Origin of the sequence: Erythrobacter sp. QSSC1-22B (assembly GCF_001678665.1) — a bacterium.
Classification (GTDB): Bacteria; Pseudomonadota; Alphaproteobacteria; order Sphingomonadales; family Sphingomonadaceae; genus Qipengyuania.
On the sequence record NZ_LZRP01000001.1, the window covers coordinates 412,834 to 435,936 of the forward strand.

Annotated in this window: 19 protein-coding genes; 15 read left to right on the plus strand and 4 right to left on the minus strand. The window is 63.9% G+C overall.

Going from position 1 to position 23,103, the window contains the following annotated elements:
* Position 1: 1 nt before the first annotated feature.
* Complete coding sequence (locus A9995_RS01930; protein ID WP_067608373.1) at positions 2-670, minus strand: outer membrane protein; 669 nt, start codon at positions 668-670, stop codon at positions 2-4.
* Between the two features lie 237 nt (positions 671-907).
* Here A9995_RS01930 and rlmN point away from each other — a divergent pair, with 237 nt between their 5' ends.
* The 8 genes from rlmN to A9995_RS01970 all read left to right on the plus strand — a co-directional run bounded on the left by rlmN (position 908) and on the right by A9995_RS01970 (position 7,473).
* Positions 908-2,164 (plus strand): 23S rRNA (adenine(2503)-C(2))-methyltransferase RlmN, encoded by a 1,257-nt coding sequence (rlmN, locus tag A9995_RS01935; protein ID WP_067609453.1) that lies wholly within the window; start codon positions 908-910, stop codon positions 2,162-2,164.
* A complete protein-coding gene (locus A9995_RS01940; RefSeq protein ID WP_067608376.1) occupies positions 2,164-2,754 on the plus strand; it encodes a bifunctional 2-polyprenyl-6-hydroxyphenol methylase/3-demethylubiquinol 3-O-methyltransferase UbiG in 591 nt (196 codons plus the stop codon). Before rlmN ends, A9995_RS01940 begins: the two co-directional genes overlap by 1 nt.
* Positions 2,724-3,404, plus strand: a complete 681-nt coding sequence (locus A9995_RS01945) for an MOSC domain-containing protein (RefSeq protein ID WP_233998043.1) — start codon at positions 2,724-2,726, stop codon at positions 3,402-3,404. Before A9995_RS01940 ends, A9995_RS01945 begins: the two co-directional genes overlap by 31 nt.
* A 120-nt stretch (positions 3,405-3,524) precedes the next feature.
* Positions 3,525-4,322, plus strand: coding sequence for an SDR family oxidoreductase (locus tag A9995_RS01950; protein ID WP_067608379.1), 798 nt, complete (start codon positions 3,525-3,527; stop codon positions 4,320-4,322).
* Positions 4,319-5,005 (plus strand): cytochrome b/b6 domain-containing protein, encoded by a 687-nt coding sequence (locus A9995_RS01955; RefSeq protein ID WP_067608382.1) that lies wholly within the window; start codon positions 4,319-4,321, stop codon positions 5,003-5,005. The genes A9995_RS01950 and A9995_RS01955 overlap by 4 nt, the downstream gene beginning before the upstream one ends.
* Complete coding sequence (locus A9995_RS01960; protein WP_082992405.1) at positions 4,995-5,732, plus strand: molybdopterin-dependent oxidoreductase; 738 nt, start codon at positions 4,995-4,997, stop codon at positions 5,730-5,732. The genes A9995_RS01955 and A9995_RS01960 overlap by 11 nt, the downstream gene beginning before the upstream one ends.
* A gap of 155 nt (positions 5,733-5,887) precedes the next feature.
* On the plus strand, positions 5,888-7,123 hold the full coding sequence (locus A9995_RS01965) for a cyclopropane-fatty-acyl-phospholipid synthase family protein (protein WP_233998044.1): 1,236 nt from the start codon (positions 5,888-5,890) through the stop codon (positions 7,121-7,123).
* Between the two features lie 86 nt (positions 7,124-7,209).
* Positions 7,210-7,473: a DksA/TraR family C4-type zinc finger protein gene (locus A9995_RS01970; RefSeq protein WP_067608390.1), complete on the plus strand. Its 264-nt coding sequence runs from the start codon at positions 7,210-7,212 to the stop codon at positions 7,471-7,473.
* Positions 7,474-7,479: 6 nt separating this feature from the next.
* On the opposite strand, the gene ligD is transcribed toward A9995_RS01970, so the two are convergent.
* The gene (ligD, locus tag A9995_RS01975; RefSeq protein ID WP_067608393.1) at positions 7,480-9,999 is read right to left on the minus strand and encodes a DNA ligase D; all 2,520 of its coding nucleotides are present in this window, start codon (positions 9,997-9,999) and stop codon (positions 7,480-7,482) included.
* Between the two features lie 4 nt (positions 10,000-10,003).
* On the minus strand, positions 10,004-10,855 hold the full coding sequence (locus A9995_RS01980) for a Ku protein (RefSeq protein ID WP_067608396.1): 852 nt from the start codon (positions 10,853-10,855) through the stop codon (positions 10,004-10,006).
* Between the two features lie 158 nt (positions 10,856-11,013).
* Between A9995_RS01980 and A9995_RS01985 the strand changes: the two genes are divergently transcribed.
* From A9995_RS01985 to A9995_RS16465, 4 genes are all read left to right on the plus strand, one after another.
* On the plus strand, positions 11,014-12,246 hold the full coding sequence (locus A9995_RS01985; RefSeq protein ID WP_067608398.1) for an argininosuccinate synthase: 1,233 nt from the start codon (positions 11,014-11,016) through the stop codon (positions 12,244-12,246).
* Positions 12,247-13,108: 862 nt separating this feature from the next.
* Positions 13,109-13,666 carry a septal ring lytic transglycosylase RlpA family protein gene (locus tag A9995_RS15840; protein WP_082992406.1) on the plus strand — a complete coding sequence of 186 codons (558 nt, stop codon included), beginning with the start codon at positions 13,109-13,111 and terminating at the stop codon, positions 13,664-13,666.
* A gap of 1,563 nt (positions 13,667-15,229) precedes the next feature.
* On the plus strand, positions 15,230-16,714 hold the full coding sequence (locus A9995_RS15850; protein ID WP_168157306.1) for a deoxyguanosinetriphosphate triphosphohydrolase family protein: 1,485 nt from the start codon (positions 15,230-15,232) through the stop codon (positions 16,712-16,714).
* On the plus strand, positions 16,701-17,495 hold the full coding sequence (locus A9995_RS16465; protein WP_145916764.1) for a hypothetical protein: 795 nt from the start codon (positions 16,701-16,703) through the stop codon (positions 17,493-17,495). Before A9995_RS15850 ends, A9995_RS16465 begins: the two co-directional genes overlap by 14 nt.
* 159 nt (positions 17,496-17,654) lie before the next feature.
* On the opposite strand, the gene uvrA is transcribed toward A9995_RS16465, so the two are convergent.
* Positions 17,655-20,564 (minus strand): excinuclease ABC subunit UvrA, encoded by a 2,910-nt coding sequence (gene uvrA, locus A9995_RS01995; protein WP_067608404.1) that lies wholly within the window; start codon positions 20,562-20,564, stop codon positions 17,655-17,657.
* A gap of 479 nt (positions 20,565-21,043) precedes the next feature.
* Here uvrA and A9995_RS02000 point away from each other — a divergent pair, with 479 nt between their 5' ends.
* The 3 genes from A9995_RS02000 to A9995_RS02010 are packed head-to-tail and all read left to right on the plus strand — an operon-like array spanning position 21,044 to position 23,033.
* Complete coding sequence (locus tag A9995_RS02000; protein WP_233998046.1) at positions 21,044-21,859, plus strand: lysozyme; 816 nt, start codon at positions 21,044-21,046, stop codon at positions 21,857-21,859.
* Between the two features lie 12 nt (positions 21,860-21,871).
* On the plus strand, positions 21,872-22,408 hold the full coding sequence (gene thpR, locus A9995_RS02005; RefSeq protein ID WP_067608408.1) for an RNA 2',3'-cyclic phosphodiesterase: 537 nt from the start codon (positions 21,872-21,874) through the stop codon (positions 22,406-22,408).
* 1 nt (position 22,409) lies between these two features.
* Positions 22,410-23,033, plus strand: coding sequence for a hypothetical protein (locus A9995_RS02010; RefSeq protein ID WP_067608412.1), 624 nt, complete (start codon positions 22,410-22,412; stop codon positions 23,031-23,033).
* Positions 23,034-23,103: the final 70 nt, after the last annotated feature.

Here is a 23,103-nt window from a genome sequence, read left to right on the forward strand (position 1 = left end):
ATTAGAAGCGGAAGCCGACGCCCGCTACGACCTGGTGACGATCGGTATCGATGTCGAAATTCGCCGTATCGGGCGCATCGCCCTGAAAATCGATCTCGGCGTTGCTGTAGTTCGAATAGCGATATTCGAGCTTCACGAAGCTCTGTTCGGTCATCGCATATTCGACACCCGCGCCGACCCGGTAGCCATCGGTATCGATGTCCTGATCGAGGTTCCGCGTGCCCGAAGCCGAGCGGATGTTGTACTTGGCGTTGGTGTAGCCGCCCTTGGCGTAGACCAGCAGATCGGGCTGCGCCAAAACGCCGACGCGCGCACCGACATAGAGATCGCGGCCGGTCTCGACATTGCCGAGGCCGAAGCCTTCGAAATCGCCATCGTTGAATTCGACGTCGGCGGTCGAACCGGTGTATTCGCCTTCGACACCGAGAACGACGCCGCCGGCATTGAAGTCGTAACCCAGAGCGCCGCCATAGACGACGCCTTCGATCGACTGGTCGTTGTCGATGCTGGCATCGTCATCGATCCTGCTGCCTGCGGTGCTGCTGTCATAGCCGGCGATAATCTCGGCGCGCGGACCGGTGAAGGTGCCGTCGACGGCATCCTGAGCGAGAACCGGTGCAGAAATCGAAAGTGCCGAACCTGCGACCAGAAGGGCTTTTGCGTATTTCATTGCGTATACTCCGTTTTCGTAAATCCGCGGACTTGTGCCGCGTGGACCTACTCAACGGCGCACTGCAGGGCGCAGTTTCATGAACCTCAAACAACAACAATATGTGGCAGTTCGGTAACATTCCTGCGCCAGCCCGTGGGGAAATATCGACCAAAATCCGGAACCGCTGTGCCGGATCGCGGTTCGCATGCCCGCAGCCTTTCGCAAGTCCCGGAAGAGGCCTATATGCAGGCCGCAATGCCCGACACCACTCTCATGACCATTCCCGGACAGGTCGATCCCGTCCCGGCCCCGCGCGACATCACTCCACGAGAGGATGGCCGCGTCGATCTGCTGGGCCTGCCTCGCCCGCGCATCCGCGCTCTGCTCGAGGAAGCCGGGCTCGACGCCAAACAGGCCAAGCTGCGCGCCAAGCAATTGTTCCACTGGCTCTATCATCGCGGCGTCACCGATTTTGACGCAATGAGCGATATCGCCAAGACGATGCGCCCATGGCTGGCCGAGCGCTTCGTCATCGGCCGTCCCGACATCGTGGAGGCGCAGCATTCGAGCGACGGCACGCGCAAATGGTTGCTGCGCACCAGCGACGGGCACGAGTTCGAGATGGTCTTCATCCCCGACGCCGACCGCGGGACGCTGTGCGTCTCCAGCCAGATCGGCTGCACGCTCAACTGCACCTTCTGCCACACCGGGACGATGCGGCTGGTGCGCAATCTGACCCCGGGCGAGATCGTCGGCCAGGTCATGCTGGCGCGCGATTCGCTGGGCGAATGGCCCAAAGGGAAGATGGATTTCGCCGCGGAGGAATCCGAGGTCGAATACCGCGCCGACGGACGGCTGCTGACCAATATCGTGATGATGGGAATGGGCGAGCCGCTCTACAATTTCGACAATGTCCGCGACGCGCTGCAGCTGGTGATGGATGGCGAAGGGCTGGCGCTGTCCAAGCGCCGGATCACCCTTTCCACCAGCGGCGTGGTGCCGATGATGGCGCGCTGCGGCGAGGAGATCGGGGTCAATCTCGCGGTCTCGCTCCATGCGGTGACCAAGGAAGTGCGCGACGAGATCGTCCCGATCAACCGCAAATACGGCATCGAGGAACTGCTCCAGGCCTGCGCCGACTATCCCAGCGCCAACAACGCCCGGCGGATCACCTTCGAATATGTGATGCTCAAGGACAAGAACGACACCGACGCGGATGCGCGCGAACTCGTCCGCCTGCTGCGGCAATACGACCTCCCCGCGAAGGTCAATCTGATCCCGTTCAACCCTTGGCCCGGCTCGGCCCATGAATGCTCGACCCCCGAGCGGATCCGCTCCTTCAGCGCCATCGTGTTCGATGCCGGGATTTCCGCCCCGGTGCGCACCCCGCGTGGCCGCGACATCGACGCCGCCTGCGGCCAGCTCAAGACCTCGGCCGAGAAGAAGAGCCGCGCCCAGCGCGACCGCGAGGCCGCCGAAACCGCCGAGACCGCCGAGACCGCAGCCGCCTGATGGCCGACGCCGCGACCCTCGCTTTCTACCAGGAGCAGGCGCCGCACTACACGATGAGCTTCGGACAGGCGCCCAGCCGGCACCTCGACCGCTTTCTCGGCCATCTGCAATCCGGCGCGCCGATTCTCGAACTGGGCTGCGGCGGCGGACGGGATTCGGCACGGATGCGCGAGCACGGTTTCGATCTCGACGCCACCGATGGCACGCCGGCGATGGTCAGGAAGGCCAATGAACGGTTCGATCTCGACGCACGGGTGATGCGGTTCGAAGAACTCGACGCGGAAGATGCCTATGACGCGGTCTGGGCCCATGCCTGCCTGCTGCATGTCGAGCGCACCCAACTGCCGGCCGTCCTTTCGGCTATCTGCCGCGCGTTAAAGCCCGGCGGGTGGCATTATGCGAATTACAAGCTCGGCGACGGCGAAGGGCGCGACCGCCACGGCCGGCTGCACAATTTCCCTTCCGCCGATTGGCTTGAGACGCGATATTGCGAAGCCGGTTTCACGATCGAGGATGGGGTGATTTATGACGGCGAGGGAGCGGACGGCGTGGTGCGCGAATGGATCGCATTGACGGTGCGCCGGCGATGAACGGCGAAGCGAACGTCCTCGCGCTGTGCATCGGCCAGCCCCGCCCGTTCAACGGCGCGGAACTGAGCGCGATCGACAAGCGCGCAGTCGATGGACCCATAGCCATCCGCAGCTTCGGGCTGGAAGGCGATATGGTCGCGGATACGAAGCACCATGGCGGACCAGACATGGCGGTCCATCACTATCCCCACGAGCATTATGTGGCATGGAGTGAATGGCTGGGTGGCCACGATCTGCTTGGCTGCGACGCGCCATTCGGCGAGAACATCAGCACCACCGGCATGTCCGAGGTCGACGTCCATATCGGAGACCGCTTCCGGCTGGGATCGGCGCTGCTCGAGATCAGCCAACCGCGGCAGCCCTGCTGGAAGATCGAGCATCGCTTCGGTCGCAAGGGGATGGTCAAACGCATTCTCGGCGAACACGATTGCGGATGGTATTACCGCGTGATCGAGGAGGGCGTGGCCGAGGCGGGGGATAGCATCGAGCGTATCGAGACCGGGTACGAGGACTGGAGCGTCGCGCGGCTCTTTGCCAGTCTCTACGATCCGACGTGCCATGCGAGCCCATCAGAACTGTGCGAGATCGCCGCGCTCGATCGACTTTGCGACGAGTGGCGAGAGAAGGCCGGCAAGGCGGCTACCCGTTAGGCTCGCCCGGTAGGCTCGCCCGGGAGATTGGCCCGGGCGGTTGGCGCCGCTACCTCGCCTGGGACAAACCATCCGAGAAACCCCTTTGCTTGATCGGTCGATGATGGTTGAAGGGCTTTGATGCATTCATCCGGCCTACCCACGACGCGCCCTGCGGTCCTCATTACCGGCGGAGCGCGGCGCATCGGCGCTGCGATCGCTCGCGCCTTCGGCAAGGAGGGATGGCATGTTGTCATTCACTACGGAAGTTCGCGCGAGGAAGCGGAAGCGCTGGCCGACAGCCTGCCAAGCGCCGAAATCGCCAACTGCGATCTGGCCGACGGGGATGCATCCGTAGCGCTCATCGAGCGGTTGGCCTCACGGTTGGACGACTGGCAGGTGCTGATCAATTGCGCCGGTGTCTTCGAACCGGATGCGCCGGAGGCACTCGATCCGCAAACCAATCGCCTGGCAATGGCTGTCAACGCCGCGACCCCCGTGCGCATGGCGCAGGCCTTTCTCACTGGCGCGCGAACGACCCGCGGGCGACGCGTAATCCAGATAACCGACCAGAAGATCCGAAACCCCAACCCCGATTTCTTCAGCTACACCATGAGCAAGCACGCGCTGCACGCCACCGTGTCGATGCTCAGCAAGGCGCGCGAGCGGGCCGAGGACCGGGTCTACGGGCTAGCGCCGGGCGCCATTCTCGCCAGCCACGATCAGGCGGAAGCGGAGACCGAGATCTCGCACCGACTAAACCTGCTGAAACGCAAGACCGCGCCCGAGGAGATCGCGAGCGCCGCGCTGTTCCTGGCACAAGGCTGGATGGCGAGCGGGCAGACGCTGTTCGTCGACAGCGGCCAGCACCTGCTCGATCAGGACCGCGACGTGATCTATCTGGCGCGCGAGCTTGTCCGTAACGGAGCGACACCATGAAGCGCCATGCGCTGACGACCCGCCTGTGGCACTGGCTCAACCTCGTGTTCGTGGTGATCCTGTTCATGTCGGGCCTGACGATCTCCAACGCTCACCCGCGGCTCTACTGGGGTGACTGGGGCTTCGCCCCCGAGCAGGCCTGGCTGATCCTGCCGCGCTTTCCCGACTGGATGACGATCCCGGGCTATTACAGCCTCGCGGTCGCGCGCGACTGGCATATCCTGGCGGCCTGGCCGTTTGCGCTGCTGCTGCTGGGGATGTGGGTGGCGATGCTCGCCAACCGCCATTTCAAGCGCGACATCGCGACCGACCGCAAGGAATGGCGCCCCGCCAGCATCCGCCGCGATTTGGTGGCGCATCTTCGGCTGCGGTTCGACCACGGATCGGGCAAATACAACTTTCTTCAGAAGCTGGCCTACGGGCTGGTGCTCGGGGTCATCCTGCCGATGATGATCTTTAGCGGGATCGCAATCAGCCCGGGGATGGAACCAACCTTCGGCTGGCTGGTCGAAGGTCTGGGCGGACGACAATCCGCACGCAGCCTGCATTTCATTTTCGCCTTTGCGCTGCTGGGGTTCTTTATCGTCCATGTGCTGCTGGTGATCCTGTCCGGTCCGATCCGGCAGCTGAGCGACATGCTGACCGGCGGACACCATGAGGAAGGTCCCGGCGATGCGGCGTAGGAATTTTCTCGTCGCCGCCGGTGCCGCAGTGCTGGCGGGTTGCAACAAGGTCGCCGAAAGCGCGCCCGGTGCGCGGCTGCTGTCCGCCGCCGAGCGCTGGCACAAGGGCGCGCACCGGCTGCTGACCAATCGCGAAGCGCTCGCGCCGGAATATCCACGAAGCGCGGTCTCGCCCTATTTTCGCGGCAATGGCACCACCGATCCGCAGGAGCCCGCGTACCAGCAACACGCGGCGGAAAGCTTCGCCAACTGGCGGCTCGAGGTCGGCGGGCTGGTCGAGACGCCGATGTCGCTCACGCTCGACAATCTGCGCCGGCTGCCCCAGCGCACTCAGGTGACGCGGCACGATTGCGTCGAGGGCTGGAGCGCGATCGGCGAATGGACCGGGCCGCAGCTCTCGCTGTTGCTCGAGGCGGCGGGATTGCGCGAAGAGGCGAACTACATCGTGTTCCGCTGCGCCGACACGCTCAACGGTGCAGTCTATTACGAGAGCGTCGACCGGATCGACGCCTTCCACCCGCAGACCATCGTCGCGCACAGTCTCAACGGCGAGCCGCTGCCGATCCGCAACGGCGCGCCGCTGCGGATGCGGATCGAACGCCAGCTCGGCTACAAGCACGCCAAATACCTGACCGCGATCGAGGCGGTGGCGAGCCTCGAGGATATCGGCGGGGGCGAAGGCGGCTATTGGGAGGATCGCGGCTACCAGTGGTACGCGGGTATCTGAGGCGGCAGGCATTCCGCGCCGCGTCGGCGCGACCCCCTCGTTGACTTGCGCGACCAGAATGGCACACCGGACTGCGTCGCGCGTTCTTGGGGAGTGGGTGCCGGGTTATGTGGTTGCTGGATAAGATGCTGAGGTCCGTCATCCGAAACGGGCACATGTTGGTCACCGATCACGACGGCAAGGTCTACCAATACGGCGCAGCCGACGATACCAGCGCGCCGCTGCACCTGCGGCTCACCCACCCAAAGGCCGCGGCGCATATCGCCCGCCATCCCCAGCTCGGCGCGGGCGAGGCCTTCATGTGGGGCTGGCTCGAGATCGTCGCTCCGCACGATGTGCGCGATCTGGTGCTGTTCTTCACGATGAATTCCAAGGCGATCGGCGACAAGGCGATCCAGGCGCAGGGTCCCGTCCAGAAGCTCGCCGAACGCGCGCTGGCGGCGCTCGACAGCATCAACCCGCGCGGCAAGGCGCGCCGGAACGCCGAGCACACCTACAATCTCACCCGCCGCCTGTACGAGCTGTTCCTCGACGAGGACCGGCAATACACCATGGGCTATTACCGCGATCCCACCGCCAGTCTCGAGCAGGCGCAGCTCGACAAGAAAGCGCAGATCGCGGCCAAGATGTATATCAAGCCGGGGATGCGGATCCTCGACATCGGCTGCGGCTGGGGCGGGTTCGCGCTCTATCTGGCGAAGCATTACGATGTCGAGGTGACCGGGGTCGCGCTCGCCCCCGACCAGATCGCCTTCTGCAAGGAGCGCGCCGAGCAAGCGGGAGTCGCCGACCGGGTGACCTTCGCGCTCACCGATTACCGCGACGTCCAGGGCCGCTTCGACCGGATCAGCTCGGTCGGGCTGCTCGAACATGTCGGCACCCCGCATTACCCGGAGTTCTTCAAGTATACCAACCGATTGCTGGTCGACGATGGGGTGATGTTCAGCCATTGCTGCGGCCGCGCGGGCCCTCCGGGCCATACCGATGCCTGGACTCGCAAGTACATCTTCCCCGGCGGCTACATCCCCGCGCTCAGCGAGCTGGTCACCCAAAGCGAGAAGCTGGGCTGGCAGGTGATGGATGTCGAGGCGATGCGGTTCCACTACAGCCACACGCTGGAGGAATGGTACAAGCGTACCGTGCTCCACCGCGATGAGATCGTCGAGCTCTACGACGAGAAATTCTACCGCATGTGGCTGTTCTATCTCGCGGGCGCAGAGCAGAGCTTCCGCCATGGCGGCATGGTCAACTGGCAGCTGCTCTACGTGAAGGACCGCGCCGCGATCCCGATGACGCGCGACTATATCGAGATCGAGGCGGCGAGGCTGCGCGCAGCGGATGTCGCCCCGCAGTGGAGCCTCGATCCCGGCGTGCGCGAGGCGGCCGAGTAGCCCCTCCCCTGCGGGCGAAGCTCTTGATTTTCCAAGCCCGCGCCACCACATTCTGTCCTCCAGGATAGCGAGCAGGACTAAGCAACATGGCCGGTGGTTGGGCGCGCGACGGCGCCGTTCAGGATCAGATCGACGACACCATCTCCGACGCGGTCAAGGCCGCGCGCGAGGGAATGCCGGTCGGCGAAAGCGAGCAATGGTGCGTCGAATGCGGCGAGGAAATCCCCGAGCGGCGGCGCGAAGCCCTGCCCGGGGTAAAACGCTGCGTCGCTTGCCAGTCCGGAGTGGATTCCAGCGCCCGCGCCTCGGGGATCAACCGCCGCGGCAGCAAGGACAGCCAGCTGCGCTGAGGCGCCTTACAGGTCGGGCAATTTCTGGCTCGCGAAGCCCCAGCCGCCGAGCGATTTGCTCGCCGCGCGATCCACCAGTTTTTTCGCATCGCCGATCGTGAACAGCCTGGCATCCTCGATGGTCTTGAGCTCGTTCCAGGCGATCGGCGCCGCCACCGGCGCGCCGCTGCGCGCGCGCGCCGAATAGGGCAGCACCGCGGTGCTGCCGCGCTGGTTGCGCAGCCAGTCGATGAAGATTTTGCCCTTTCGTTTGGCCTTGCTCATCGTCGCGGTGAAACGGTCGGGTTCGGCGAGGCTCAATGCCTCGGCGAAGCGGCGCGAGAAATCCTTGTGCGCGGCCCAACCGTGTCCCGGCGTCAGCGGCACCACCACATGGATACCCTTGCCGCCCGAAAGCATTGCAAAGCTTACCAGCCCGAGATCGGCGAGCCGATCGCGAATATCGGTCGCGGCGCTCTTCACATTGCCAAAATCGAGCCCCTCGTCGGGGTCGAGATCGAACACCATCCGGTCGGGCAGCTCGACCGCAGTGCTGCGCGAACCCCAGCCGTGGAACTCGATCGTCCCCATCTGGACGCATTGCAGCAGCCCGCGCGCGTCCTCGACAAACAAGTAATCCTCGCTGCCGCCGTCCTTCTCGGTGATCGCCACGGCATGCACCGCATCGCCCAGAGCGCCGCTGTCGTGTTTCTGGAAAAAGCACTTCTTCGCCCGCCCCTGCGGACAGCGCACCAGGCTGATCGGGCGCTCGCCCGCGAACGGCAGCATGACCGGCGCGATCGCCTCGTAATAATCGGCCAGTTCTCCCTTGGTCTGGCCGCTGTCGGGGAAGATGACCCGCTCGCGGCTGCTGATCGCGACCACGGCTGCAGGCTGCGGCGCCGCTTCGGCGATCTCGGGCGTCACTGCCTCGGCGGGCCTGTCGCCGCGCAGGCCGAGGAAGCTGCCGTGGCGGATGTTCCCTCCGGCAGTGAATTCGGCAAAGCCGATCTCGGCCACAAGGTTGGGGGTAACCCAGGTCACCTTGCGGCTCGAGACCTTGTCGACCTCGGCGGGCGGGGTCTTGCGCTCCAGCCGCTTCAGTCTGGCCGCCAGTTCCGCCATGTCGTCCTGCGAGAACCCGGTTCCGACATTGCCCTTGTAGACCAGTTCCCCCTCCTTGTGCTGCGCCAGCAGCAGCGAAGCAAAGGGGCGCGCCTTGGCGGCGGAGGCCTTCCAGCCGATCACCACGAATTCCTGCCGCCGCGTGCATTTGACCTTCACCCAGGCCTTGGACCGGCGCGAGGCGTAGCGGCCATCGATAGTCTTGGAGATGATCCCTTCCTGGCTCGCGCCGCACATCGCGCGGTAGAGCTTCTCGCCCGCGCCGATGACATGATCGGCGACATGCAGCGGCGGCGGCGCATCGCCGAGCAGCGCCTCGAGCCGTTCCTTGCGCTCCACATTGGGCAGGTCGGTCAGATCCTCGCCATCGAGCTCAAGCAGGTCGAATGCGTGAAAGATCAGTGCATCGTCTTTGCCCTGCTCGCCCTGCCCACGCTTCAGCACCGCTTGCAGCGCGGAGAAATCGGGATTGCCCGCAGCATCGTTGGCGACGATCTCGCCGTCGATCAGGCAGCTGGGCAGATCGAGCGCAGCGACAGCTTCGACCAGCGGGCCGAACTTGTCGGTCCAGTCCTTGCCGTTGCGGGTGTAGACCCGCACCTCCTCGCCCCGCGCCGCGATAAGCGCGCGATAGCCGTCGAACTTGATCTCGTGCATCCAGCGATTGCCAGCCGGCACCGCATCCACCAACGTCGCAAGTTGCGGCTTGCGGAATTTGGGCAGTGCGGCGGGCTTGCCCCTCTTGCGCTTTGGCTTGGTCCTGGCGGAATTGCGCGAAGAGGCCTTTTCCATCTGCGCGAGGAAGGCTTCGTCCTTCTTGCCTGCGAGCTTGTATTCGCCCTTTGAGTCAGCCGCGATCTCCGCCATTGCCCGCCCGGTCAGCACGCTGGTCAGCTCGCGCTGCACCAGCGCATCGCCCTCCTGCGCGTGATCGTCCTGAAGCTTGCGCAACAGCCAGTTCTCGCGCTTCTCGCCGGGCTTCTTCTTCAACCGGATCAGCAGCCATTCGCCGCGCATCCGCTCGCCCTCGAGACAGAAGTGGAGATGGCCCTTGTCAATATCAGAGGCGCTCTTGCCTGCGATCGGCGCCCAGGTTCCGCGATCCCACAGCATCACCGTCCCGCCGCCATATTCGCCCTTCGGGATCGTCCCCTCGAACTCGGCATAGGACATCGGGTGATCCTCGGTCCGCACCGCCAGCCGCTTGATGTCGGGGTCGGGCGATGGCCCCTTGGTCACCGCCCAGCTCTTGAGCACCCCGTCGATCTCGAGCCGCAGATCCCAGTGCAACCGCGTCGCATCGTGCTTCTGGACGATGAACAGATCGCCGCCCGCGCTCGGCTCGGGTTCGCCCGACGGTTCGGCGGTCTTCGCGAAATCGCGCTTGGCATTGTAGCTGGCAAGGGGATCGGGGGGCGCCATCGGATCAGGCGGTTTTCTTGTTCCCGGCGGCTGGCTTGGCGGTCTTGGATTTCGCCGAACCCTTTTCGTCCGCGACCGATTTCTTCAGCGCCGCCATCAGATCGATGACATTGCCGCCGGCGCCACTGGCGGGCTCGTCGACCTCTTCGAGGATGCGCTTGCCGTCCTTGGCCTTGGCCTTCTTGTCGATCAGCTTGCGCAATGCCTGCGCATAGCGATCCTCGAACTCGCCAGCGTCGAAGGGCGCGGTCTTCTTGTCGATCAGGCTGGTCGCGAGATCGAGCAGGTCCTCGTCTGGCTCGTCGTCGCCGATCTCGCCAAAGAAGGCCTGCCCTTTGCGGACCTCGTCGGCATAGCGCAGCGTCTCGAGGAGCAGCCCCTTGCCGCAGGGCTTTAGCGCGACCAGCTTCTCCGCGCCGCGGACCGACAATTGTCCGAGCCCGACCTTGCCCGCCTTGCGCAGCGCATCGCGCAGCACGATGAAAGCTTCCTCGGCAAGCTCGTCCCTGGGGACGACATAATAGGGCTTTTCGTAATAGAGCGCGTCGATCTCGTGAGCATCGACGAACTGGACCAGTTCCAGCGTCCGCTTGCTCTCGACCTTGACCGCCTCGATCTCGTCGTCCTCGAGCAAAACGTAATTGCCTTTCGACAATTCGTAACCCTTGACGATCTCGTCGCGGTCTACCGGTCCGACGCCGGCCACGACCTTGTCGTAGGCGATCCGCTTGCCCGAGGGCTCGTGGATCTGGCGGAAGCTTATCTTGGCTCCCGACTTGGTGGCGGAATAAAGCTCGACCGGGATCGAGACCAGCGCCAGACGGATCTGGCCTTGCCAATAGGCGCGTGCTGCCATGCTGTGGTTCCTTTCGAGATATAGCAGCGCTTGAACCGCGCAAATGTTTCGCAGGCCATCGACGCTCCGCGTGGATTGCCGGTCGCGCCGCGCGCTGGTAACGGGTCGCGCGCACCCCGGGCCTCGCTTGCAGGCCGGTATTTCAGGAATTGCCTCTCATGCCCAGCACCCCCGCCGCCAGCAAAGTCGTCCTCGCCTATTCGGGCGGGCTAGACACTTCGGTGATCGCCAAATGGCTGAGCGTCGAGCGCGGCTGCGAGGTGGTGACCTTCACCGCCGATCTCGGCCAGGGGGAGGAGATCGAGCCGGCGCGCGACAAGGCCCGCGCGATGGGCATCCCCGACGCCAATATCTTCATCGAGGACCTGCGCGAGGAGTTCGTGGCCGATTTCGTCTTCCCGATGATGCGCGCCAACGCCCGTTACGAGGGCGACTATCTGCTCGGCACCAGCATCGCCCGCCCGCTGATCTCCAAGCGGCTGGTCGAGATCGCGCACGAGACCGGCGCCGATGCGATCGCGCACGGCGCCACCGGCAAGGGCAACGACCAGGTCCGCTTCGAACTGTCCGCCTATGCGCTCGACCCCGACATCACAGTCATCGCCCCGTGGCGCGAATGGGATTTGACCAGCCGCACCGCGCTTATCGCCTGGGCCGAGGCGCACCAGATCGCCATCCCGCGCGACAAGCGCGGCGAGAGCCCCTTCTCCACCGACGCCAACCTGCTGCACACCTCCTCCGAGGGCAAGGTGCTCGAGGACCCGTGGGAGGAGACCCCCGACTATGTCTATTCGCGCACCGAGCATCCCGAGCAGGCGCCGGATACGCCCGAGTACATCACCATCGAGTTCGAGCGCGGCGATGGGACGGGTCTGAACGGCGAGGCGCTGAGCCCCGCCGCGCTGCTGACCGCGCTCAACGAGCTCGGCCGGCGCCACGGGATCGGCCGGCTCGATCTGGTCGAGAACCGCTTCGTCGGCATGAAATCGCGCGGGATGTACGAGACCCCCGGCGGCGAGATCTACGCCCGCGCGCATCGCGGGATCGAGCAGCTCACGCTCGACCGCGGCGCGGCGCATCTCAAAGACGAGCTGATGCCGCGCTATGCCGAGCTGATCTACAATGGTTTGTGGTTCAGCCCCGAGCGCGAGATGCTGCAGGCGGCGGTCGATCTCAGCCAGGAGAAGGTCAGCGGCACCGTCCGGCTCAAGCTCTACAAGGGAACCGCCAGCGTGGTCGGGCGCAAATCGCCGAATTCTCTGTATTCGGAAGCGCATGTCACCTTCGAGGACGATGCGGGCGCCTACGACCAGAAAGACGCCGAGGGCTTCATCAAGCTCAACGCGCTGCGACTCAGGCTGCTCGCGCAACGCGATCGCTCGGCGGGGTAATCCAGCAAACTCTGCAAGAATGTTTCAAGTTCGGTGCAGCCAAGGTTGGTTGTGCGACGAACCGTTGACTTATCCACTCGCGTCCACAGCGAAAACGGGGCGCGGTGGATAAGCCGGGCCTGGAACGCTTGCTGAAACGTCCGCCCGAGCGCAGGTTCAAGACATCGGAACGGGGCGGAAACGCCGAGAGATGAAGGGCCGAAAGGTCTGAAATCGCTCGACAAATCCAAGCCGGAAAGACGTGGCGAAACCTGTCCACGCGTGTCCCGAGATGGTCGAGTGCAAGGACTTCTGTCTGCAGCCTCGGCAGTCGATGACAGATGCGCGCAAGTTGTTTCACCATGGGCCGGGCCGACCGGTCGGATGCCCGCGGAGGCATTGCGGAGGATCCCTGATCCGAAGCGAGGCCGATGTTCAAGGCTCCGACCATGCGGGAAGTCCGGTTGCGGAGATGCCTGTCGAGGGTTTTCCCGCAGGGTGTGTGAAGGAGTTCGCTCCGGAACGGCCAGGCGAGATGACAGGAGGGTGTTTCCGGATGCCGGTGCGAGCGCCGGCGACGGACCTGACCGCGCGCTTCGGTGCGCGACCGGGAAACCGCCGGATGCCAAGCGCCCGTTTCGACGGGACCACGCATCGGTGAGAGTGGGGTCGGCAGCAATGCCGGCCCCATTTTGTTTGGTGCCTGCCGATCGCACGGTGAAGCCATTCACCCGATCCCCGCCGGGTACCCGTCCTCATGCCATTCGATTGCGCGGGCCAGCGAATCGGTCTCCCTTCATGCCGGCTGGGCCGGCCGCAGGAAAACGAAAACCGCGCTGCGCAGCGTTGCGCGCGTGCCAAAGCACGACGAACTGTGGCGGCAATGGGGCAGTTGCCGCCGGGGCTCCGGCACAGGCACGCACAATGGGCTAGAGAGTTCCCGCAACAATTGGAGGGAACGCTTTTGTCCCATCGCAGTTTCAAGCTCTTCTTTCTGGCCGCCGCCATCGCGGTTCCGGCCAGCGCCGCCACTCCGGTCGATCACACCGTCGAGGGGCCGGCAGCGCCGATCCGTTTCGAATCCAGCCCCGTGGTGCAGGCCGTGCCGCCCGCTCCCGAACCGACCGTCGAAGCCGAAGACGACACGCAGTCGCTGGGCAGCGGCGTCGCCTCCTATTACGGCGCCAAGTTCCACGGCCGCCGCACCGCCAGCGGCGAGCGTTTCGACATGCACGCGCTCACCGCGGCGCATCGCACCCTGCCGTTCGGCAGCGAGGTCCGCGTGACCGATCCGCGCAGCGGCAAGGCAGTCACGGTGCGGATCAACGACCGCGGCCCGTTCTCGCGCAACCGCACGATCGACCTCTCGCGCGCCGCCGCGCAGCAGATCGGGCTGGTCAACCGCGGGCACGGCACCGTCGAGCTCGAACTGGTGAGCTGATCGCCCACCCGGGCTGACACATCTGACACTCCCCCGGAATCGCGATCGGACTCCCGGGCCCCGCTGGCGAAACCCAGCGCCATGCTCTTGTATTCCATAGGCATTTCCTCTGCGTCCGCGTCGCCCTGCGCGCCCCTGGCTGCCTCCAAGCCCTCCTCCACGGGCCCCACCCCGCCCCCGGCCAGCACAAGGTCGACCAGCGCGTGCCCCTCGGCCTGCCACTGCTCGAGCTGCGCCAGCGCCTTCGCGGTCGCGCGGTCCACGGCCTGGACATCGGCGCGGTTGCGCGCTTCGGGGTCCTCGTATGCGGTCTTTCCGGCCGCCACCGCGGCATCCAGCGCCTCGAGCGCCTGCATGCAGGCGAGCGCGTAGACCGCCGTCCCGGTCGGCGGCAGATCCGCGCAATGCGGCACTGCGGGCGCATCGTCGGCCCGACTGCCATTCTCGCAATCCTCCGCCGCCATCTCGGCGTCGATCTCGCAAGCGGGGGCGAATTCCTCGGGCATCGCATGCCCGGCAAGCACCGCGAGCAGCTCGTCGAACCGCCCCGCCCGTGCCTCGGCCTCGGCGCGGCCCCGCACCTCCTGCTCCGCGACCCCGCCCGCACCGAGCCGCCGGTCGAGCCGCGCGAGGTGGCCCAGCAGGTAGCGCGGATCGTGGCGCCGCCAGGTGGCGACATGCTCGCCGCGGACGAACACCGGGGTCGCCACCCCGTCGAAGGCGCGGCTCGCCAGCTCGGCCTCGCCCGCGGCGCGGGCATGGACCAGCGCCGCGTCCCACAGATTGGCGAAGCGGGGCTCGCGGCGGCGGATGCGATAGACGGTGTCGCGGCTGACCCCGACCCGCGCCGCCGCGGCACGGACATTGCCGTGGAGGCTCAGCGCATCGAGAAACCGCACCTGCTGCGCAGGCCCGAATGTCGCGGGATCGGCCAGCGAGCCGAACGGGCCATCCGCACCGGGACCGGCATCGAGCACGATGACGCGCGGCGGATCGCCGGGCTGCCAGCCCGCGGGCCAGTGCGCTTGCGTCGAGCTGCCCCCGCGAATCTGGTCCACCCGCTGCGCCTGCAGCGCGGCGCTGGTGGGGTAAGGATCGCCGGCATGATCACCGGCAGCCGCGCCGGACCGCGCCGCCTCCCACCCCCGCCCGGCGCGGTGCCTGAGCCCGCGCGACAACCAGTCCTGCGTGGGGACGCCGTAATCTGGGCCGGAATCTGGGCCGGAATCGGGGATCTCGCCCGGCATGGAGAATTGGTCGAAGCTGTCGGGGGTGTCGGTCATGCCACCCCTCCCGTGCCAATGAGAGGCAGACCGCCAGTGGAGAGCGCAAGTCCGAGCCCGCAGGGCTCGCAAGCGCGACCGCGCGCCGGCCGGCTAGGCCGCCAGCCAAGTGCGCGGATGCGCACGCCGGCGCCTGAGGCGAAAACAAAAGGATGGTCTGCCATGATCCGTCTCCGTGGGGATGAACGAATCGAACCATTTATGGCATGTGGGGGTCTGTAGGAAAGGCAAATCAGCAGAGGCATGCACGCTACGAACCAACACGAATCAAGGGTTCCGAGTGACTGGCACAGTCGAGAATTTCTGCTATTTGACGGGTTGGTTGGAGGCGCATTTTATGGGCAGTTTGTGGTCAGAATATCGAATTGGAAAAAGTGCGAATCTAAAAGATGACCGCCTCGCGCATTCAGGTTCAACGGACCGGAAGGAGCATCGCTCGGCCTTCCAACGGGACTTCGATCGCTTATTGTTCTCATCACCCGTACGGCGCTTAGCTGATAAGACCCAAGTGTTTCCCCTCGAACCGAACGACTCGGTTCGAACCCGACTTACGCACTCTCACGAAGTAGCGAACCTTGCCCGCTCAATCGGCGCTCGCCTTCACCATCAAAAGCATCGTTTTAACGTACAAGGTTCAGACGTCTCGATTACTGAGGTGCTCGCGATCTTGCAGAGTATCGGTCTTGCACACGATTTGGGCAATCCTCCATTTGGGCACCAAGGTGAAAAAGCGATTGCGAACTGGTTCAATGCAAGAAAGAGCATTTTAGATCAAATTCCAATTCGATTACATAACGAATTTATCAAATTTGAAGGAAACGCACAGACCTTCCGAATACTCACTCGTCTCCAGCAAGGAGTGGGAAATGCTGGATTAGATCTGACGTGCGGAACTTTAGCGGCTCTTATAAAGTATCCCGTTCCTTGCGACAGAACCGGATCTATGCCTGAAAATAAAAAATATGGATTTTTTGAATCGGAAATCGATTCAATGAACCTTATCTGGAAAAATACGGGCCTTACTGAAGGTCAGAGGCATCCCCTTGCATGGATAATGGAAGCCGCAGACGATATTGCTTATTCTGTTCTAGATGTCGAAGACGCTATTAAAAAGGGGATTATATCTCCAGACGACGTGCGCTTTATTCTTAAGAGTGATGTTCGGGAATATTCTGGTGACGTTTGTGCGCTTTTAAAGGCCGACTTTGGGCATGTGGACGAACGCAAGCCTGTCTCAGTCTCAGAATCTCGTGAAATTAAGACGAGTTATCTGAGAACAAGACTAATTGATCAGTTAATAGATGAGGCAGTGAAGTCATACCAGAGTCAAGAAGTTCAAATAAAATCGTGCGATGGGGCGTTAGGCCTGCTGGATGATTCTAAGCTGTGCAAGCGACTTAAGAAAATAGCACGAGAGCACGCATTCTCTAGCGTAGAGGTTACTCGCGTTGAAGCGAATGGTGCAGGCGCTATTTCCGAGCTTATGTCATTTTTTTGGCACGCTATCAAAAGCCGAGAAGATGAAAACATACTTGATAGCCGACGCTCGGAAAAAGCAGCCTACGGTTGGTCCCTTCTGAGCGAAAATTATAAAGAGGTTGGTTCAAAAGCTTTTGATAACGCAACACCTGGAATGCGGACATACTACGAATGCAGGCTGCTTACCGACATGCTCGCCGGTATGACCGACAGCTTCACCATGAATCTTCATCAAACTTTAAATTCCGAAGGAAATTTGCGCGGGCTTGAACATGAAAATGCGTAGCGTGGGGCGAACCCGTACAACCACCCAAAGAAAAAGTGATATTTCAAAACGCTTAAAGAGATTTATTGCGACCGATACTCCTGCGATGCGCGAATTGCGAAAGCAGATATTAAACCCTCTTGAGGAGGTCGGTGAAGTTGCGATCATAGGAGGTCTTGTACGGGACATTATCCGATATGGAGTGGATAAGCGGCCTATATCGGACATGGATCTTGTCATCCAAGGTTCGCCGAGCGCCGTTGCTGCGGTTGCAAAAAAGCTTAGCGCCAAAGAAAATCGCTTTGGTGGATTTGGATTAAAAACTGATCACTACAAAGTCGATTTTTGGGCACTATCCACAACGTGGGCTAGAACACACGCCAATGTGCCGGTTTCATCTATCAAAGACTTGCCGAATAGCACGTTCTTTAACTGGGATGCAGTTGTTTACTCGACGAAAGATAGCAAAACATACTTCAAAGAGAATTATTTAGAAGATATCGCCCGAGGATTTTTAGAAGTCAATGTTGCTGAAACTGCTTCCCATCAAGGCAATTTAATTCGCGCATTGCGGAGGCTTTTCGCTTGGGAGGCGTATCCGGGACCTAAGCTCATTCAATTTTTAAAATCAGCCGCGCCTCAGTACGAGTGGGATGATCTGGTCCGCCAAGAGAAAGCTGCTTTCTATACCACCTATTTAGATCATTTCTCAGGGTATAATGAATATTTTCGGCGTCTAGAAGATAGCAGCAGCCGGTTTTTACCAGTCCAACTCTCCCTATTTGCTGACGAACGATACTGATTGGTTTCGCCCACTACTAATCGAATTTCCTGAATCCGTAGCTCGCAGCGCATGGGTCAACAGGCAACTGCGAACAAGTCTATCAGGCAAGCGGTCAGGCAGAAGGTTAAGAAGGAAAGTCGGCTCAGGGCGACGAAAGGTAAGCCCCCCCCACCTAAACTACCGCGCCAGCATCGGCGCCAGATAATGCCCGGTGACGCTGCGCTTCTCCTTCGCCACCTTCTCGGGCGTCCCTTCCGCGACCACCTCGCCGCCGCGCACGCCGCCATCCGGCCCTAGATCGAGGATCCAGTCGGCGGTCTTGATGACATCGAGATTGTGCTCGATCACCACCACCGAATTGCCCTGGTCGACCAGCCGGTGGAGCACTTCCAAGAGCTTGCGGACATCCTCGAAATGCAGCCCGGTGGTCGGCTCGTCGAGGATATAGAGCGTCTGCCCGGTGGAGCGGCGCGCGAGCTCCTTGGCGAGCTTGACGCGCTGCGCCTCGCCGCCGCTGAGCGTCGTCGCCTGCTGGCCGACCTTGACATAGCCCAAGCCCACCTCGCCCAGCATCCGCATCTTCTCGCGGATCGGCGGGACCGCCTTGAAGAATTCCTCGGCATCCTCGATCGTCATGTCGAGCACATCGGCAATGGAGAGGCCCTTGAACTTCACCTCGAGCGTCTCGCGGTTGTAGCGGCGGCCCGAGCATTGCTCGCAGGTGACGTAGACGTCGGGGAGGAAGTGCATCTCGATCTTGATCAGCCCGTCGCCGTGGCACGCCTCGCAGCGGCCGCCCTTGACGTTGAAGCTGAAGCGCCCGGGCTTGTAGCCGCGCGCGAGGCTCTCGGGGAGGCCGGCGAACCAGTCGCGGATCTGGGTGAAGGCGCCGGTGTATGTCGCAGGGTTGCTCCGCGGCGTGCGGCCGATCGGCGACTGGTCGATCTCGATCACCTTGTCGCAATGTTCGAGCCCGGTGACCTTGTCGTGTTCGCCCGCGATGATCCGCGCGCCGTTGAGCTGGCGCGCGGCGGCGGCATAGAGCGTGTCGATGGTGAAGGAGGACTTGCCGCTGCCCGAGACCCCGGTGACGCAGGCGAAGGTGCCCAGCGGGAGCGAGGCGGTGACGTTCTGGAGGTTGTTGGCGCGCGCGCCGTGGACGGTGAGCTTCTTGCCATTGCCCTTGCGGCGCTTGGGCGGCACCTCGATCTTGCGGCGCCCGGTGAGATAGTCGGCGGTGAGCGAGTTCTTGGCTTTCAGCACCTGCTTGAGCGTGCCCTGCGCGACGATCTCGCCGCCGCGCACGCCCGCGCCGGGGCCGAGATCGACGACATGATCGGCCTGGCGGATCGCATCTTCGTCATGCTCGACGACGATGACGGTGTTGCCGAGATCGCGGAGCCGCTTGAGGGTTTCGAGCAGCCGGTCGTTGTCGCGCTGGTGGAGGCCGATGCTGGGCTCGTCGAGGACGTAGAGCACGCCCGAGAGGCCCGAGCCGATCTGGCTGGCGAGGCGGATCCGCTGGCTCTCGCCGCCGCTCAGGGTACCTGAAGTTCGGTCGAGGTTTAGATAATCCAGCCCGACATTGTCGAGGAAGCCCAGCCGCTCGTTGATTTCCTTGAGGATCGCGCGGGCGATCTGGCTGTGGGTGGGGGTGAGATGCGCGTCGAGCCCGAGGAACCACGCCTTGGCATCGGCGACGCTCATCCTGGTGGGGGTGGCGATATCGGTGGGGCCATCCAGCCCCGCGATCTTCACCGCCAGCGCCTTGTCGTTGAGCCGCTTGCCACCGCAGGCCTCGCAGGGCTGCGCGGTCTGGAACTTGGCCAGCTCCTCGCGCATCCACGCGCTTTCGGTCTGGAGCAGGCGGCGGTTGAGATTGCCGATCACCCCCTCGAAGGCCTTGTTGACGGTGTATTGCTTGCGCCCGTCCTTGAAGGTCAGCGGCACCCGCGCACCGTTGGTGCCGTGGAGGATGATCTCCCGGTGTTCGGGGGCGAGGTCCTGCCACGCGGTGGTGAGGTCGAAGCCGTACTCCTTGGCGAGGCTGGCGAGGACCTGGAGATAATAGGGCGATGGCGGGTTGGACTTGGCCCACGGCATCACCGCGCCCTTCTTGAGGCTCAGCGCTTCGTTGGGGACCACCAGCCGGGGGTCGAACAATTGCTTCTCGCCCAGCCCGTCGCAGGTCGAGCAGGCGCCCTGGGGGGCGTTGAAGGAGAACAGGCGCGGCTCGATCTCCTCGATGGTGAAGCCGCTGACCGGGCAGGCGAATTTCTCCGAGAAGACGATGCGGTTGGCGGCCAGCCCGGCGCCCTTCATCGCGCCGCCGCTCTCGGCTTCGTCTTCGCGACCGGGGACCACGCCATCGGCCAGATCGACATAGGCGAGCCCGTCGGCGAGCTTGAGCGCCTGTTCGAGACTGTCCGCCAGCCGGGTCTCGAGCCCGGTCTTCACCGCCAGCCGGTCGACCACCACCTCGATGTCGTGCTTGAGCTTCTTGTCGAGCGCGGGCGCCTCGCCGATCTCGTAGATCTCGCCGTCGATCCGCACGCGGGTGAAGCCCGCCTTCTGCCATTCGGCCAGCTCCTTGCGGTACTCGCCCTTGCGCCCGCGCACCGCCGGCGCGAGCAGGTAGAGCCGCGTGCCCTCGGGCAGCGCCATCACCCGGTCGACCATGTTGGAGACGGTCTGTGCCTCGATCGGCAGACCGGTCGCGGGCGAATAGGGGGTGCCGACGCGCGCCCACAGCAGCCGCATGTAATCGTAGATCTCGGTGACGGTCGCCACGGTCGAGCGCGGGTTGCGCGAGGTCGTCTTCTGCTCGATCGAGATCGCGGGGCTGAGCCCGTCGATATGTTCGACATCGGGCTTCTGCATCATCTCGAGGAACTGGCGCGCATAGGCGCTCAGGCTCTCGACGTAGCGCCGCTGCCCCTCGGCATAGATGGTGTCGAAGGCGAGGCTCGACTTGCCCGAGCCGCTGAGCCCGGTGATCACGATCAGTGCATCGCGCGGCAAATCGATGTCGATGCCCTTGAGATTGTGTTCGCGCGCGCCGCGCACTGAAATCTTGGTGAGTGCCATGGGGCGCGTGTTCCTGTTGTGTTCGATGTTGTCAAGCGCGAGAGCCGCCCGGTTCCCCGGTGAGATGGGGACGCGCGGCGCGGCGCGCAACAGCGCGCCCGACGCTGCTACGGGTCAGCCGAAGCGCGGTTCCGCGGCGTGGCAACTGAAGTACGCGCCGCAACTCGGGCCGCAACTTTGGCCGCAATTTTGGCCGCAGCCTGAATCGTAGCTCCGCGCCTTCAGCATCGCGTCGGGACCGATGCGCGATCCGAACCGTTCTAGAGACAACCACGGGGGCTTTTTCGCCTGACTAACCCGCAGCTTGCGGGGGTTGGACGCCAGAGCCGCCACACGCAGAAACGCCGGAGCACACGCCACCGATGTCCAGTTCAACCCATACGAGCGTCTCGGACGCCGATTCCACTACCCAACGACACCCTTCCGCGCAGCCTGGTGCTGCAAGGACATCCATCGACGCCCGCGACCGGGTGCGGCGGATGCTGCAGGATCTCGACACCCCACTCGACGGAACGAGCGATCGGGATACCTCGGGCCGCGATAACGTCGCGAGCACCTCGACAGGGAAACCCCGCGAGACCGCCGATCTGCGCCGCGCGCGCCGGGCTGCGCGCAAGGTGTTCAGGGTCAATCCCTCGCGCTCGGCGCGGCAGCGGGCAACCGCCATGCTGACCGCGGGCGCGGTCGGGCTGGCGGCCTTTACCGGACCCTCGTCGGTGCGGTTCGGATCCGACAACAGCGAGAACAGCCTCGTGATGGGGTCCGACGATCCCACCCAGAACCGCATCCACGCCAGCCGGATTTCCACCAGCGCGCAGTTCAAGACCGCGCTGATCCAAGAAGAGGGCGTGCGGCAGGTGGTCTATCGCGATGTCGCCGGTTACCCCACCGTGGGCGTCGGCCATCTGATTGAGCCACAGGACAATCTGCGCGTCGGCGACCGCGTGACGAAGGCACAGGTGCTGCGCTTCCTCGACGGCGATATCGCCGAGGCCGAGGGCCATGTGCGCGATCTGATCGGCGATCTGCCGCTGTTCCAGCACGAATTCGATGCGCTGGTCGACCTCGTTTACAATGTCGGGCGCGGCAATGTCTCGGCATCGCAAAGCCCGCGCCTCAACGCCGCGATCGATGCCGGCGATTACGAGCGGATTGCCTCGGAACTCGACTACACCCACGCCGCGGGCCGGGTGGCGCGCGGGCTGGAATTTCGCAGCGAACGGCGTGCCTCGATCTTTCTCGACGCCGCCTACGAGGATCCGCGCGAAGCGGGCTCGTCGCGTTCCGATGTATGATAGGATGTCGCGATGGGGCCACGTTTCTTCATCGCCATCCGTCCGCCGGGAGATATTCGCGATCAGATGATCGACAGGATGGAGGCGCTGGATGGCGCGCGCTGGCAGGACGACGACCAGTTGCATCTCACGCTGCGCTTCCTCGGCGAGGCCGATCCGCGGCAGGTGGACGATCTGATGGCGGCGCTGCAATCGGTCTCGGCCCCGCCGTTCGCGCTGGCGCTGGACGGCGTGGGCCATTTCGAGCGCAAGGGCGTGCCACACACTCTTTGGGCAGGCGTTACGCGATCCGAACCACTGATGGTGCTGCGCAACCGGGTCGAGCGCGCCTGCCGCAGGGCGGGTTTTCCCGCCGAGACGCGCAAGTTTGCGCCGCATATCACCATTGCCCGGCTCAACCGCGCGACCGCTCCGCTCGAGGGCTGGTTGGCGCAAAACGCCGATTGCCACTCGAACCCTTGGCCGGTCGATTCCTTCCTTTTGTATGAAAGCCGGCTCGATCCGGGAGGATCGATCTATGAACCCGTAATGCGCTACAGATTTGCCTGAGATGATCCGCCCCACACTCCTTCCCTCCCTGCTCGCGCTTGCCTGCTGCGCCTGTTCGCCTGCGGGTGAGCCTGCGCCCGAGCGCGTGGAGGCGATGGCGGCCACCACCAAAGCGACACCGAAGGATTGCCTGCTGATGGTGTGGTCGAACCAGAAGCAGCGCGACATCACCTTCGACCGCGCGCATGATCTGGTCGATGGTGGCGCGATTTCCTGCGCCACCGGAACCAGCCCGAGCCAGTTCCAGGCCGCGCTCGAAGCGCTGCGCGAGGCCGCGCGCTCGGGCGACAGCCGCCGCGTGCTCGACGAGGTCGGCATCCCGCTGCTCTATATCGACCGCGCGGGCAATCGCGTGGAGCTCGACGAGGCGCGCGCCGAGGCGCTGGCCGAGGAGGTGTTCGACGCCGAGTTGATGCGCACGCTCGAACGGCTCGATCTGAAGGACATGACCGTGGTCCCCGAACGCGGCGGGTTCTTCGAACTGGGCTCGCTGTGGCTGGTGGTGGACCAGCAGGGCGGGCGCCCGCGGCTGGTCACGGTCAACCGTCAGGCGCTCGCCGAGGCCGCCGACGCGGCAAGGAGCGCGGCGCAGGGCCGGCAGGGCGAGGTGGTCCCCGAAGGCTGACGTTTCGCGGCGGCTGGCGGGCGAACGGGGCCAGCCCCTTGCATTCGCTGGCAATCCCCTGTTCAAGCGC